Source organism: Alcanivorax sp. (assembly GCF_040119285.1).
GTDB lineage: Bacteria > Pseudomonadota > Gammaproteobacteria > Pseudomonadales > Alcanivoracaceae > Alcanivorax.
Window position 1 is genome coordinate 55592 of record NZ_JBEDTY010000011.1, and the last position, 13657, is coordinate 69248.

Here is a 13657-nt window from a genome sequence, read left to right on the forward strand (position 1 = left end):
TTCAGCACGTGCAGCCTGACTGCGCATGGCGTAACTTCTTGCCCGTTGTCGCTTGTCGCTTGTAGCGTGCCACCTATACCATTGGCCGCTTGAACGCTAACTACTTTGGAACATTGAGGCGTAAATGACTATTAAATCGGATCGCTGGATTTCCCGCATGGCCGCAGAGAAAGGCATGATTGAGCCATTTCAGACTGGGCAGGTTCGTGCGGATGAGAACGGTGAAAAACTGATCTCTTATGGTGTGTCCAGCTATGGCTACGATGTGCGCTGTGCCGATGAGTTCAAAGTGTTCACCAATATCCATTCGGCCACGGTGGACCCAAAAGCGTTTGATGAGCGCAGCTTTGTAGATGTGAAAGGGGAGTATTGCATTATTCCGCCGAACTCTTTTGCGCTGGCACGCACGGTGGAATATTTCCGTATCCCTCGCAATGTGTTGACTATTTGCTTGGGGAAATCCACCTATGCGCGATGCGGCATTATCGTTAACGTAACACCGCTGGAGCCGGAGTGGGAAGGGCACGTAACGCTGGAGTTCTCCAACACCACGACTCTGCCGGCAAAAATCTATGCCCACGAAGGGGTGGCGCAGATGCTGTTCTTTGAATCCGATGAGGTGTGTGAAACCTCTTATAGGGACCGGGCGGGTAAATACCAGGGGCAACGTGGCGTGACCCTGCCGCGCGCTTAATCAGCGAGTGCTGATTCCGGCTCCGGGCCGTTGTAGTCGATCATGATCATGTCGGCTTTCAACAGCGTGCTTTCAATGTGTTTCGCCTGGACGACCATATAATTGAGCTGCGGTGCTACCCAAAATAGGGTGCGCCGTTTTTCTTTGCTGTCTCCGGTGCGTTTCTTTTCCACTAGCAGGGTGTCCAGCTTGCCCAGCGGGGTTTTCAGCGTTTCCCGGTCAATCACTTCGAAATGATGTTCGCGAACCTTATCGCCGTAGGCGCTGGTCACCGAATAGGATTTGTCGCCGGTGGCGAACACGCAGCGTCCTCGTAGCAGGATGGTTAGCTCGTCTAAAGTATCGGCGGGGATATCTTGGCTTTCCTTATCGTCTTCCGATTCATTGTGCACCCTTGGTGGGTTCCACTGGAAATCCATGTGGTGGAAGCGCTTTTGGCCAAAGCCTTTGAACTCATGCACGTATCGGGTGGTACGAGGTTGGCAGTCGCGCCAGTGAAAGTAACTTTCTTCTGTATTACTGAGCAGAAACGATTTTGCCTTGAGCTGCATGTGGTAATAGTCGTCGCCCTCTGCGGGCTCAAGTATCAGCTCGGCTTTAACCGGCGTGGGTAACTTGTTCACATAAATGCGAAATTCAGCGGAAAACGGAGCAAGAGGCTCGTTAGCTACGGCCAGGCTACTAACGATCAGCAACAGTAGGGGGGCTAACCGCACGTTCAGAGCCCTCCCAATGACTGCAGGGTCATCAGGTGTTCGCCATCGCCGTTCTTCTGCATTAGTTGCACCAGCGTATAGTCATGATCTGGCGCGAACCACATGTAAGTTTGTCGCTCGCTGTCCTTGTCCCGTAGTCGCTGTACCTTTAGAGTTTCCACCCGGTCACCATCAATGGTGAGAGTCTCCCGGCCGGTGACAGTGTAGTGGTGGGTCTTTTGGGCGCGCTCGTCGGCCACCTGCAGTTCTACCTCGTGGGCGCCCTCGCGCAGTTCGCACTGCAGGGCCAGGGAGACAGAAAGCTCGTCGGTGGCGTTGTTGCTCACATCGTAGCTACGCATGGGTTTGTCGGTGCGTTCACTGGCGGCCACGCCCGTTTGGCGGTCGATATGCAGTTTGGCTTCTTTTACTTTGCCCAGACCGCGGCGCTTATAGCCATAGTAATTGCTTAGCGGGGTGCACCCCTGCCAGTTAAACAAGGCGGTTTCGCGGATTTCACCGAGCCAGTTTTTGGCGTGGACTTCTATTTTCCAGAGCCCGTCCTGAACCTGGCTGAGAGAGCGGTGAGCCGCAATGCTGAAGGGAATGCCTTCGCTTTTCAGGCGATAATCCAGTTTAAAGGGGGGCGGCGTCTCCCCCCCGATGGCGGCGGAAGAGAACGTGAGGCTCACCAGCATAATCCCAGCGAGAATAAGTGGGTTACACGAGGATATAACCCTGTGCAGGGAGAGGCTTGCCATCCAGTAACACTCCGTTGTCGGTCAGTTCCAGTCTATTTTGTGCACGCCATTGCAACACCTGAGGATAGAGGTAGTGTTCGCGTTGTTGTACACGTTTGGACAGGGAATCAACGGTATCGTTCGTTTGTACCGGAAGTGGGGCTTGGGCAATCAGTGGGCCGCCATCCAATTCTTCGGTAACAAAATGAATGGAACAGCCGTGTTCGCCATCGCCGGCTTCCAGGGCGCGAGCATGGGTATTCAAGCCCCGATACTTGGGCAGCAGCGAAGGGTGAATGTTGATTAAGCGTCCAGCGTAATGGCGTACAAAAACACTGGAGAGAATGCGCATAAAGCCGGCCAGCACTACGGTATCCGGAGCATAGGGGGTGAGCAGGTTGATCATGGCCTGGTCGAATTCTTCCCGGCTCGGGTAATCACGGTGATCCAGGCTGGCGGTGGGAATCCCCGCCAGGGACGCTCGCTCCAAGCCTGCAGCGTTGGCTCGATTGGAAAATACCACGGCAATCTCGGCATCGAGATTACCGTGCTGGCGGGCATCCATAATCGCCTGCAGGTTGGTGCCTGAGCCGCTAATCAATACCGCTAGCCGGTGAGTCACTCTGGCAATCCATCCAGAACGACGTCTGGCTGGCCGTCGCCTGCCTGAATTTCACCGATCAAGAAGGCGTTTTCACCTTCTGCTTCCAGCAGGGCGAGAGCGTTATCAACGTGGCTGGCTGGTATAGCAATAACCATGCCCACGCCGCAGTTAAAGGTCCGGTACATTTCGAAGGCAGGGACTTGGCCTTCCTGCTGAAGCCACTGGAACACTGCCGGGAACTCCCAGCTCTTAGTATCGATTACAGCACGAGTATTGTCCGGCAGAACCCGGGGGAGGTTTTCTGGCAGGCCGCCGCCGGTAATGTGGGCCATGGCATGGACCGGTACCTGCTCAATCAGTTTGAGCAAGGATTTAACGTAAATGCGGGTGGGTTCCAGCAGGTGTTCAATCAGTGGTTTGCCGTCCAGATCGATGTCGGTTTCAGCCTGAGCCATGATCCGACGAATCAGGGAGTAGCCGTTGGAATGAGGGCCGGAAGCGCCCAGGCCAATCAGCTTGTCGCCGGCTTCCACCTTGCTGCCATCCAGTACGCCATCCTTTTCCACCACGCCGACACAGAAACCGGCCAAGTCATAGTCTTCGCCTTCATACATGCCGGGCATTTCCGCGGTTTCGCCGCCGATCAAGGCACAACCTGCCAGCTCGCAGCCCTCGCCAATACCGGTTACTACGCTGGTGGCAATCTCTACATCCAGTTTGCCGGTGGCGTAGTAATCCAGGAAGAACAGGGGTTCTGCTCCGCCCACGATAAGATCATTGACGCACATGGCGACCAGGTCGACGCCGACTTTTTCGTGGCGATTGTGATCAATGGCTAGCCGCAGTTTGGTGCCGACGCCATCGGTGCCAGCAACCAGAACCGGGTTTTTGTACTTGGTGGGCAGCTCGCACAGGGCGCCGAAACCACCAAGACCGCCGAGGACTTCCGGGCGTCGGGTCCGCTTGGCAACAGGGGCGATGCGTTTAACCAGCTCGTTACCGGCGTCGATATCGACGCCTGCGTCACGGTACGTCAGTGGCCGTTTTTGTTCGGTCATGGGGGGCTCCGGATGGGTGAAGGCGGGTATTCTAGCAACCGGCCAGCCTGCTGGGGAACCTCTGCTTTGGCGCTTGAGTGGGTAAAGCACGTTTTATCGATGATCAAACCTCTACGGTTCTTCAATTTACTCTGTCATTGACCGCAAACGGGTTCGCGTGGGTCTGATGAATAGGTGATAATAGCTCGCTTTAATTTTCGGTTGGAATGAGCGCCCATGCGTTGGATTGGATTGTTGACCGTGTTATTGGGATGGAGCTTGCTGGCGCAAGCGCAATCACTGGATACGGTGCAGGTGCCGGTGGATGGTCGTGGCGAAACACAACGGCAGGATGCGCTGTCGGAAGGTCTGGAGCAGATGTTGGTGCGTCTGAGCGGCCAACGTGATGTGCTGGATAAGAGCCTAGCCAGCGAGGCAGCGGCGCAGCTGGACCGTTGGGTGACTCGCTATGACTACAGCACTCTGGAGGGTGGCAGTGTCTTGCAGGTTCGCTACGATGTGAATGGCCTGATGGCCTTCATGGCAGACCAAGGTGCTTCGGTGTGGGGCATGCCCCGTCCCCGGGTGCTACTGTGGTTGGTGGATCAGGGGGCGAGCCGTGGTGAAATGGTGGTGCAAGGCCACCCGCTATACGCACAACTGATCGCTGAGGCCCAGCGGCGTGGGCTGACCTTGGTCATCCCCGAGTGGGATAACCAAGACCAGGAGCACCTGAATGTGGCTGACATCCGTGGCCGTTTTGATCAGCAGTTACGCGACGCCTCCAGCCGTTATTCCCACGAATTGATTGTCGCTGCGGTGCTCTACCAGGGGGAACCGACCAGAGTGAGTTGGCGGGTATTGAAGGACGAGAGCACCCTGGAAGAGGGCAGGGAAAAGACCGCGAACAGCGAAGAGGCGGTGACGGCCTTGATCGGCAACGTCACCGACCAGTTGGCCGAGCGCTATGCTGTGAAAGGCGAGATGAAGGACCTGCGCACGTTGCTGGTGGTGGATGAGGTTGATCAGCTTCAGGACTGGTTTGCGTTGCAGCAATTTCTGGGAGGCCTGAGCGGGATGCGTCGTGCCTCACTGGTGCAAGTGTCTGCGACTACGCTGACCTTCGGGCTGGATTTCAGTGCCAGTGATGAGCAGCTACGCAATTTGCTGGAGCTGTCTCCCCGGTTGAAGGTCTGCTCGGGTGCGGTTGTGTCCGGCCCTCAATGGCATTATTGCTGGCGTTGAATTCATGAGCGCGCAACTTCCTTTGGCCCTGCAGCTCCGTGAGGGTAACGCTCTGGATAACTTCCACGCGGGTCCGAACGGCGCCGCCTTGGCCGGACTATATGAGGCTGTTCAGGGGGCTGATCGCCAAGCCTTTTTCTGGGCCGGCGATGGGCAGGGCAAAAGCCATTTGCTGGAAGGCGCAGTGCGTCTGGCCCAGCACAATGGCGTGGATGCCTGCCTGTTGCCTGCCCGCGAGATCATTCCACTGGTGCCCGAGGTGCTGGAATCCATGGAGCAGTTTGGGCTGCTGGCTATTGATGATTGCCAGTTGTTCGCTGGGCTGCCTGCCTGGGAAGAGGCCCTGTTTCATCTTTATAACCGGTTGATGTCCTTGGGGGGGCGTTTATTGGTCACCGCCAATGCGTCACCGGCCGCCATGGAGTTAATGCTGCCCGACCTGGCCACTCGGTTGGCTGCAGGGCCGATTTATCGGTTGATGCCTCTTGAAGATGGTGACTTGCAGGCGTTATTACAGGACAGGGCCAAGGCGAGAGGATTGCGACTGGAGCCGGAAGTGGCCCATTATATTGTATTGCGCAGTGAGCGCTCCGCAGGTGCCTTGATGGCCCTGCTGGCAAAATTGGATCATTTGGCTTTGGCGCAGCAACGCCCTGTCACTATTCCTTTTGTGAAGCATGCGTTGGGTTGGTAAAACGCTCGTTTAAGGCGCTTGAGAAGAACTTCTGCCATGTTTCAGCCCCCCTTGCCCGTGGTAAAGAGAGACGGCACTTTTTGAGAACATTCTGCGTGCCCGCCGAGGCGTATACCTTCAGCGAACGGCCATAACCGGTTCCTGAATTTGCGACAACTGCGGATTCCCGTGATGCTTTTTGCGTTTGTTTCATTCATGCCTTATTTCCTTACTATACTTTGGCTTTAGATTAACTCCTGCGCCTTGCGCTTGCGGCCCGCTAACGGCTTGTAATCATTTATACTCAGGGGGCAAGCCGTTAAGGAGAGGTAAATGGATATCAGTGCTGGTTGGGGCCTTGTTGTCATTGGTAGTGGCCCTGCGGGAGAAGCGGCTGCCATGCAGGCCGCCAAAAAAGATCTGAAAGTAGCCATTATTGAAGACCAGTCGTCACTGGGAGGAAATTGTACCCATTGGGGCACTATTCCCTCCAAGGCGCTGAGACATCAGGTACGGCAGGTAATTCGTACCCAGCGTAACCCCTTGCTGCGGGGGATCCTCAAGCCCCGAGAAATCCGCTGGCAGGATCTGATTGCCCGTACCCGGGAAGTGATTGATTCACAGGTTCAAGTAAGAACGGATTTCTACGTGCGTAACCGCGTCACCGTGTTTGCCGGTCGGGGCGAGATCCTTTCACCAAGCGAAGTTAGAGTGGACGATCACGAGGGCCGCCAGCACTTGCTCAAAACGGATAATATTTTGGTGGCTACCGGGTCTCGCCCCTATCATCCGGAAGATGTGGATTTTTCCCATCCGCGTATCTATGACTCGGACACCATTTTGACCATGGATCATACGCCACGGCATATCCTGATTTATGGTGCTGGGGTGATCGGTTCGGAATATGCCTGCATCTTCACCGGGCTGGGCATTCGTGTTGACTTGGTGAACTCTCGCGAGCACTTGCTGGATTTTTTGGATACAGAAATTTCCGATGCACTTAGTTATCACCTGCGTGAGCAAGGCTGCACCATTCGCCAGGGGGAACATTATAAGCGGGTGAAGGCCGATGACGATGGCGTGACCCTGGAGCTGGAATCCGGCAAAAAGCTGCGCGCGGATGCCTTGCTGTGGTGTAACGGTCGTTCCGGTAATACACAGAGTATTGGCCTGGAAAATGTGGGCGTTAAAGCCAATAACCGTGGACAGCTCAAGGTTAACGAACGCTACCAGACTGAAGCCGATACCCTCTATGCGGTGGGGGATGTGGTGGGTTGGCCGTCATTGGCCAGTGCTTCCTATGACCAGGGGCGCTTTTGCGCGGCGGCCATTGCCGGCGATGAAGTCCGCCAGGTAACGGATGTGCCTACCGGCATTTACACTATCCCTGGGATCAGCAGCGTGGGGCGTACGGAACAGGAGCTGACCGAAGCCAAGGTACCTTACGATGTGGGACAGGCCTTCTTCAAGAATCTGGCCCGAGCGCAGATTACCGGTGAGCGGGTAGGGATGCTGAAGATCCTGTTTCATCGTGAGACGTTGGCGGTGCTGGGGATCCACTGTTTTGGTTATCAGGCCATGGAGATCGTCCATGTGGGTCAGGCCATCATGCGTCAGCCAGGTGAAAACAATACGCTGGAGTACTTTATCGATACCACCTTCAACTACCCCACTATGGCAGAGGCGTATCGGGTGGCGGCGATCAATGGTTTAAACCGGATTAAGCGGTAAAGAGCTGAAATTTCGCAGATGGAAGTTTACAAGCACGAGGGCTTTTAACGTTCAGGGTCAGCGCTCGCTGGCCGTTGGCAGAGTAGAAAGAGCGAATGAAGTGTGGGCGCTCATATTGCAGCGAGGGGCAAGCGGGTTTCATCTGGTTTGTTCACGATCTGCGTGCTTTTCAACGCTGAGTTGGAACTACCTCTGCTGTTTTCCGGCTTCGATAAAAAACTCTCGGTTTTTCTGTCGGGCTTGGCTGTTTTTGCGCACCAGTACTTGGGTGGCGCCGCTGCCGCCTCGGCTGGCGGGGGTGCTGTGGTAGGCCAGCACCAGGTGGCTCTCGTCAAGCCAGTGAATGACATAGCTTTTCAGAAAACCGGGGCGTTCGCTGTGCAGGCCCTTGCCGTGACTGATCAGGACGGTACGCATGCCATTGTTATGGGCATTTTCCAGAAAGGCCTGAACCTGATCCCGTGCTTCCATGAGGCGGACCCGGTGCAAATCCAGCAGATCCTGGGCATCATACTTTCCGAGTCGTAATTTGCGATATACGCCTTCCTGCACGCCATCTTTTTTCAATCCGATGATATCCATGGGGCCTACTTGTGGCACCTGTTCAGGGAGCGTCAGCGGATTGTTGTCTTTGCGGTCGTCCACGGCGGCGGCACGGCGTAGCTGTTCACGGATAGAGTCTTTGCGCGGCGCGCGTTCCAGTACCCGGTTATCCGGCTTTATCGGCGTTACGTCCGCCATTTCTTGGCGGAACAGGTCATCATCGGAGGCCATGGAACTGCTCCACAAATTTCATCTCGACTGACTGCAATGGTACACAAAACGGGCGGGAACTGGCAGTGAGTTGACAGCGACTCTCTAAGCTGGGAGAGAGATGATAGAAGTCCGGTCCAAGTGCGCTTTAATATGCAATTTTACGCAAATAAGGAATCAATAGGGGATACTCTGAATATCCCCGGCCTGGGTTTTGCTTGGCGGGAAAAGTATACCGCCGCAAACCTTCCAATCTTTTGTGTTGACGGTGTCTTTCAGTTTCCGGGGCTTGCCAATGGCATGTGGAAGCGGAACCGTTATGGCAAGGTTGCTTGGCCACGGGTGGGGCAGGTTTCGTTTTACAATGGAGAGGATGCGGCAACCTGCTATGCGGGTGATGCGGGTGATACTTGGGTAAGCCGCTACTACGGGGAATAGTGGGATTGCCCGGTTACCCGTGGAGAATGAGAAAGAGACCGGCGACTGCGATGCCCTGTGCATCGCAGCTGTCCTGTCTATCGCATATCTCTCTTTCGTAACCCTTACGGTGACCCGTGCGGGAGAGAATCAGTAAGCTTGTGGACGTTGGCGGTCCCGGCTCTCATTTTCTCCCTGCTCATCGTGTCTGTTGCGTTTCTCGTCCCGCTTGCGGCGTTCACGCTCTGCACGCTTGTGTTCTTCTTCCCATTCATTTGGGTCGTAGTCATCAAATTGGCGACGACTCATGGTGCCACTCTCTTTCCAGCGTTAAAGAAGATTCCCTAGTTGCAGGCCCGCAGCGCGTTGAATGCTGAAAGCCTGTGACTGGAATATATAGCACTAAAAAGTGCGCTGTAGAAGAGTCAAGGGCACCATTTATCGGTGCCCTGTCATGGCTGAAGGAAGGCGGTGGGATTAGGCGCCGTAAGTTTGGTCCAGATAGTCGAGAATGGCTTCGGATTCGAACAGCTCTTTGCCGGTATTCGGATCTACCAAATAGGGAACGGCAATCCTGCCGGCCCGTGCCAATAGGTCTACCCGGTTGCGCTGGCTGGGGGAATACTCCATATCCAGCGATTTACGGAGCACCGGCAGCACCCAGTCACGCCACTGATCACGCCCGCACTGGCGCAACAGGTAAGGCAGCTGCAATTCTGTCAATCGCTCGCGGACCAAGCGGGCAAAAGGGCTGGCTTCAAAGGAGTACAGCTCCAGCGGCTGTTCCGGAGCGCGGCTGTCCAGGCTGCGAATACCGTGACCGCCACGGGGGGCGGATGCGGCGATTGCGGCGGCGGTGCGCAGGTGTAGCTGCCAGCTTTTCGGGGCAGCGCGGCCGCCATATTGCTGATAGAGATACTCAATGATGGCCGCAGCCTCATACAGGGCTTCGCCGGTATTGGGGTCCATCAAATAGGGGAATTGCTGTTTTCCACCCAGTCGTTCCACCAGCGGGCGGTAACGGTCGCCCCCCTTGGGGCACGGGAAGACCATTGCATCCAGATCCAGATCGGTTAGCGCTTCGCGAACCAACCTGCAGAAGGGGCAGCCTTCCATGTCATACAGTTCCAGTGGTTGCTGCGGACGGTTGCTATGGCCTTTGCTGGCTATACCGCGACCCTGTTGCAGCGTGGAAGACAGTAGTGAACGGAAAACTTCTGTGCTGTGTGACATAGCATTGACTCCTTATGCGAATTATCGCGACCTTACCCATGGGCAAGTCACCGTTCATTGGCCGCAATGACATGCGTTTTTTCAATGGATTGCAGCCTTGCCCGTTCCGCTCACGGCTCCTGTTAACTCATGTCATTGAGAGATTGAGGTGGCTGGGGCACTCTTGCTCACCTATAACCGGGCAACCAAGCCCTTCATAACCCGTCAGCCCAATGCTGATACATGCCTGAGGCAAGAGGAAGGTTCCATGACCGAAGCCTATATCTATGATGCCATCCGTACTCCCCGTGGTCGGGGTAAGAAAGATGGCTCTTTGCATACGGTTAAGCCGCTGGATCTCGTAGTAGGCCTGATCGACGAAGTAAAAGACCGTTTCCCAAATATGGATACCAACCGCATTGATGATGTGCTGTTGGGTGTGGTGACCCCGGTCGGTGACCAGGGTGCCTGTATCGCCAAGACTGCTGCTCTGGCAGCCGGTCTGCCGGATACCGTTGCGGGTTTCCAGCTGAACCGTTTCTGCGCTTCTGGCCTGGAAGCAGTGAACACCGGTGCCCAGAAAGTGGCCTCCGGTTGGGATGACCTGATTCTCGCCGGTGGTGTGGAATCCATGAGCCGTATCCCGATGGGCTCTGACGGTGGTGCCTGGGCAATGGACCCGATTACCAACTACAAGACTGGCTTTGTTCCCCAGGGGATTGGCGCGGATCTGATTGCCACTCTCGAAGGCTGGAGCCGCCGTGATGTGGACGAATTCGCTGCTGAGTCTCAGGCCCGTGCTGCCAATGCTTGGGAAAAGGGCTATTTCGAAAAATCCGTGGTGCCGGTGAAAGACCTGAACGACATGACGGTACTGGACCGCGACGAGCACGTTCGCGCGGGTACCACTGCTGATGCGCTGGCCGGGCTGAATCCGTCTTTTGCCATGATGGGCGAAATGGGCGGTTTTGATGCGGTTGCCTTGCAGAAGTATCACTGGCTGGAAAAAATTAACCACGTTCACCACGCGGGCAACTCCTCCGGCATCGTAGACGGCGCCTCTCTGGTAGTGCTTGGTAACGAAAAAGTGGGCAAGGATTACGGCATGAAAGCCCGTGGTCGCATTGTCTGCACGGCTATCAGTGGTGCCGATCCCACCATCATGTTGACGGGCCCGGGCCCGGCGGCCAAGAAAGCATTGGCAAAAGCCGGCTTGAAAGCCAGCGATATTGACCTGTGGGAAATTAATGAAGCCTTTGCGGCGGTGGCCATGCGTTTCATGAAAGATATGGAGATCACCCCGGAAGTCACCAACGTTAATGGCGGCTCCATCGCCATGGGCCATCCGCTGGGGGCCACCGGTGCCATGATTCTGGGTACTGCACTGGATGAACTCGAGCGCCGCGACAAGAAGTTCGCATTGTGCACCTTGTGTGTAGGCGGTGGCATGGGTATCGCCACCATCATTGAGCGTCTGTAAGCCGCGTCGAACGATTTCGGAGTAAAGATATGACTGAACAAACTGCTATTCGTTGGGAAAAAGACGCGGACAATATTGTCGTTCTGACTATGGATGACCCCAACCAGTCCGCCAATACCATGAATGAGCTGTACGGCAAGTCCATGGCAGCGGTCGTTGAGCGTCTGGAGAAAGAAAAAGACGAGATTGCAGGGGTGATTATTACCTCTGCGAAAAAAACCTTCTTTGCCGGCGGCGACCTGCGTGACTTGCTGAAGGCGCGCAAGGAAGATGGCCCGCAATTTATGACCGGAATGGCCCAGCTCAAAAGCCAGCTGCGTACGCTGGAAACATTGGGCAAGCCGACGGTTGCGGCCATGAATGGTACGGCTCTGGGTGGCGGTCTGGAAATCGCCTTGGCCTGCCATCACCGCATTGCCATCAATGATAAATCGGCGCAGTTTGGTCTGCCTGAAGTGTCTCTGGGTCTATTGCCTGGCGGCGGCGGCGTGACCCGTGTGGTACGCATGCTGGGTATTCAGGATGGCTTGATGAAGGTGCTCATGCAGGGTCAACGCATGAAAGCAGATAAAGCCCAGAAGGTTGGTCTGATCGACGAGCTGGTAGCAGATCGTGACGAAATGATGGCCAAGGCCCGCGAATGGATCAAGGCAAACCCGAAAGCCCAGCAACCCTGGGATCAGAAAGGTTACAAAATTCCCGGTGGTGACCCGAAGAATCCCAAGTTTGCCGCTAACCTGCCGGCTTTCCCCGCGAACCTGAGGAAACAGCTGAAGGGTGCTAACTATCCTGCACCGCTGGCGATCATGTCTGCGGCCATCGAAGGTGCGGCAGTAGATTTTGATAGCGCCTCTCTTATTGAAGGTCGTTATTTTCTCTCTTTGGTGACCAGCCAGGTCGCCAAGAACATGATTACCGCCTTCTTCTTCAACTTGCAGGCCATTAATGGTGGTGCAAGCCGCCCGGATGGCGTGGAAAAATCCCGCGCCGAAAAAGTTGGTGTTTTGGGTGCCGGCATGATGGGCGCAGGCGTGGCCTATGTAACGGCTCGCTCTGGTGCGCAGGTGGTGTTGAAGGACGTTTCCGCTGAGAACGCGGAAAAGGGCAAAGACTATTCCCGTAAGCTTCTCGACAAGGAAATCTCCAAGGGCAAGATGACCGAGGAGAAGAAAGAGGAAATCCTTGGGCGTATTACGGCCACCGCTGATGCGAAGGATCTGGAAGGCGTGGATTTTGTGATTGAAGCTGTGTTCGAAAACACTGAGCTGAAGCACAAGGTCTTCCAGGAAATCGAAGACGTAGTTAACCCGGATGCGGTACTGGGTTCCAACACCTCTTCGCTGCCGATCACCGGATTGGCCAAAGGTGTTAAGAAACAGAATAACTTTATTGGTATTCATTTCTTCAGCCCGGTGGACAAGATGCCGCTGGTGGAAATTATCTGCGGCAAAGATACTAGCCCGGAAGCGTTGGCCAAGACCTACGACTACTGCTTGCAGATCAAGAAAACCCCGATCGTGGTCAACGACGCTCGAGGCTTTTTCACCACCCGCGTCATCGGTACCTTCGCCAATGAAGGGATCGCAATGCTGGGTGAGGGCGTCAATGCTCAATCCATTGAGCAGGCGGCCATGCAGGCAGGCTATCCGGTGGGTACCCTTAACCTGATCGATGAAATCAACATGGAAACCGCACTGAAGATTGGTAATGCGGCCCGTGATGATGCCAAGCGTGAAGGGGGCGAGGCCCCGGCAGAGCACCCCGCTGAAGTGGTCATGAAAAAGATGGTCGAAGAGCTGGGCCGCCCAGGCAAGCTGCAAGGTAAAGGCTTCTACGAGTATCCGGAAAACGGCAAGAAGCACCTGTGGCCGGGTCTGGCGGATGCCTTCGGTGGCAACAAAGACATGCCGTTCGAAGACATCAAAGAGCGAATGATGTTTATTGAGTCTATCGAAGCAGTGAAATGCTTTGACGAAGGCGTGATGGACTCAGTGGCGGATGCCAACATCGGTTCTATCTTTGGTATCGGCTTCCCGGCCTGGACTGGTGGTGTGATGCAGTACATCAACCAGTACGAAGGCGGCCTGAGTGGCTTTGTTACACGGGCTGAGGAACTGGCCAAGCTTTACGGTGAGCGTTTTACCCCGCCAGCGTCTTTGGTGGAAAAAGCGAAAAAAGGCGAAATCTACAAGTAACCCTTGAGATATCGTTCCACAAAAAAGCCCGGCTTATCCAGCCGGGCTTTTTTTGGGTTCATCGCGGATTAGAGTGAAATAGGTATGGGCGGACAGTGCACCGAGTTAAGTTGTTTGTGCGACCAAGCAACACAACAAGGACACTGCCGCCATGCCAGATGCTACGTTTCCGTGGACTGGC

Annotated in this window: 13 protein-coding genes; 6 read left to right on the forward strand and 7 right to left on the reverse strand. The window is 55.3% G+C overall.

What is annotated here, in order from left to right; genetic code table 11:
• Positions 1-124: 124 nt before the first annotated feature.
• Positions 125-694: a dCTP deaminase gene (gene dcd / locus ABNH10_RS04150; protein WP_349384860.1), complete on the forward strand. Its 570-nt coding sequence runs from the start codon at positions 125-127 to the stop codon at positions 692-694.
• Here the strand turns inward: dcd and ABNH10_RS04155 are convergent.
• From ABNH10_RS04155 to purM, 4 genes are read right to left on the reverse strand one after another with little or no spacing between them, the layout of a single operon-like run.
• Positions 691-1410, reverse strand: coding sequence for a DUF3108 domain-containing protein (locus ABNH10_RS04155; RefSeq protein ID WP_349384861.1), 720 nt, complete (start codon positions 1408-1410; stop codon positions 691-693). The two genes, dcd and ABNH10_RS04155, sit on opposite strands and share 4 nt — an antisense overlap.
• A gap of 2 nt (positions 1411-1412) precedes the next feature.
• Positions 1413-2087, reverse strand: a complete 675-nt coding sequence (locus tag ABNH10_RS04160) for a DUF3108 domain-containing protein (protein WP_349384862.1) — start codon at positions 2085-2087, stop codon at positions 1413-1415.
• A gap of 22 nt (positions 2088-2109) precedes the next feature.
• Entirely contained in the window at positions 2110-2751 is a 642-nt protein-coding gene (purN, locus tag ABNH10_RS04165) for a phosphoribosylglycinamide formyltransferase (RefSeq protein ID WP_349384863.1), read from the reverse strand.
• On the reverse strand, positions 2748-3791 hold the full coding sequence (gene purM, locus ABNH10_RS04170) for a phosphoribosylformylglycinamidine cyclo-ligase (RefSeq protein WP_349384864.1): 1044 nt from the start codon (positions 3789-3791) through the stop codon (positions 2748-2750). The genes purN and purM overlap by 4 nt, the downstream gene beginning before the upstream one ends.
• Positions 3792-4007: 216 nt before the next feature.
• On the opposite strand from purM, the gene ABNH10_RS04175 reads away from it, so the two are divergent.
• The 3 genes from ABNH10_RS04175 to sthA all read left to right on the forward strand — a co-directional run bounded on the left by ABNH10_RS04175 (position 4008) and on the right by sthA (position 7419).
• Positions 4008-5015: a DUF2066 domain-containing protein gene (locus ABNH10_RS04175; protein ID WP_349384865.1), complete on the forward strand. Its 1008-nt coding sequence runs from the start codon at positions 4008-4010 to the stop codon at positions 5013-5015.
• A gap of 4 nt (positions 5016-5019) precedes the next feature.
• A complete protein-coding gene (hda, locus tag ABNH10_RS04180) occupies positions 5020-5709 on the forward strand; it encodes a DnaA regulatory inactivator Hda (RefSeq protein WP_349384866.1) in 690 nt (229 codons plus the stop codon).
• A 312-nt stretch (positions 5710-6021) separates the two neighbouring features.
• Positions 6022-7419 carry a Si-specific NAD(P)(+) transhydrogenase gene (sthA, locus tag ABNH10_RS04185; RefSeq protein ID WP_349384867.1) on the forward strand — a complete coding sequence of 466 codons (1398 nt, stop codon included), beginning with the start codon at positions 6022-6024 and terminating at the stop codon, positions 7417-7419.
• Between the two features lie 186 nt (positions 7420-7605).
• Here the strand turns inward: sthA and smrA are convergent, their stop codons facing one another.
• The 3 genes from smrA to ABNH10_RS04200 all read right to left on the reverse strand — a co-directional run bounded on the left by smrA (position 7606) and on the right by ABNH10_RS04200 (position 9822).
• Complete coding sequence (smrA, locus tag ABNH10_RS04190) at positions 7606-8193, reverse strand: DNA endonuclease SmrA (RefSeq protein ID WP_349384868.1); 588 nt, start codon at positions 8191-8193, stop codon at positions 7606-7608.
• Between the two features lie 546 nt (positions 8194-8739).
• On the reverse strand, positions 8740-8898 hold the full coding sequence (locus tag ABNH10_RS04195; protein ID WP_349384869.1) for a hypothetical protein: 159 nt from the start codon (positions 8896-8898) through the stop codon (positions 8740-8742).
• A 168-nt stretch (positions 8899-9066) separates the two neighbouring features.
• Complete coding sequence (locus ABNH10_RS04200) at positions 9067-9822, reverse strand: glutathione S-transferase N-terminal domain-containing protein (RefSeq protein ID WP_349384870.1); 756 nt, start codon at positions 9820-9822, stop codon at positions 9067-9069.
• A gap of 247 nt (positions 9823-10069) precedes the next feature.
• On the opposite strand from ABNH10_RS04200, the gene ABNH10_RS04205 reads away from it, so the two are divergent.
• Positions 10070-11281 (forward strand): acetyl-CoA C-acetyltransferase, encoded by a 1212-nt coding sequence (locus ABNH10_RS04205; protein ID WP_349384871.1) that lies wholly within the window; start codon positions 10070-10072, stop codon positions 11279-11281.
• A 29-nt stretch (positions 11282-11310) separates the two neighbouring features.
• Entirely contained in the window at positions 11311-13476 is a 2166-nt protein-coding gene (locus tag ABNH10_RS04210) for a 3-hydroxyacyl-CoA dehydrogenase NAD-binding domain-containing protein (protein ID WP_349384872.1), read from the forward strand.
• Positions 13477-13657: the final 181 nt, after the last annotated feature.

Coding starts and splice junctions, on each gene's coding strand:
- dcd (WP_349384860.1), top strand. CDS start 125: ATGACTATTAAATCGGATCGCTGGATTTCCCGCATGGCCGCAGAGAAA.
- ABNH10_RS04160 (WP_349384862.1), bottom strand. CDS start 2,087: ATGCTGGTGAGCCTCACGTTCTCTTCCGCCGCCATCGGGGGGGAGACG.
- purM (WP_349384864.1), bottom strand. CDS start 3,791: ATGACCGAACAAAAACGGCCACTGACGTACCGTGACGCAGGCGTCGAT.
- ABNH10_RS04175 (WP_349384865.1), top strand. CDS start 4,008: ATGCGTTGGATTGGATTGTTGACCGTGTTATTGGGATGGAGCTTGCTG.
- hda (WP_349384866.1), top strand. CDS start 5,020: ATGAGCGCGCAACTTCCTTTGGCCCTGCAGCTCCGTGAGGGTAACGCT.
- sthA (WP_349384867.1), top strand. CDS start 6,022: ATGGATATCAGTGCTGGTTGGGGCCTTGTTGTCATTGGTAGTGGCCCT.
- smrA (WP_349384868.1), bottom strand. CDS start 8,193: ATGGCCTCCGATGATGACCTGTTCCGCCAAGAAATGGCGGACGTAACG.
- ABNH10_RS04195 (WP_349384869.1), bottom strand. CDS start 8,898: ATGAGTCGTCGCCAATTTGATGACTACGACCCAAATGAATGGGAAGAA.
- ABNH10_RS04200 (WP_349384870.1), bottom strand. CDS start 9,822: ATGTCACACAGCACAGAAGTTTTCCGTTCACTACTGTCTTCCACGCTG.
- ABNH10_RS04205 (WP_349384871.1), top strand. CDS start 10,070: ATGACCGAAGCCTATATCTATGATGCCATCCGTACTCCCCGTGGTCGG.
- ABNH10_RS04210 (WP_349384872.1), top strand. CDS start 11,311: ATGACTGAACAAACTGCTATTCGTTGGGAAAAAGACGCGGACAATATT.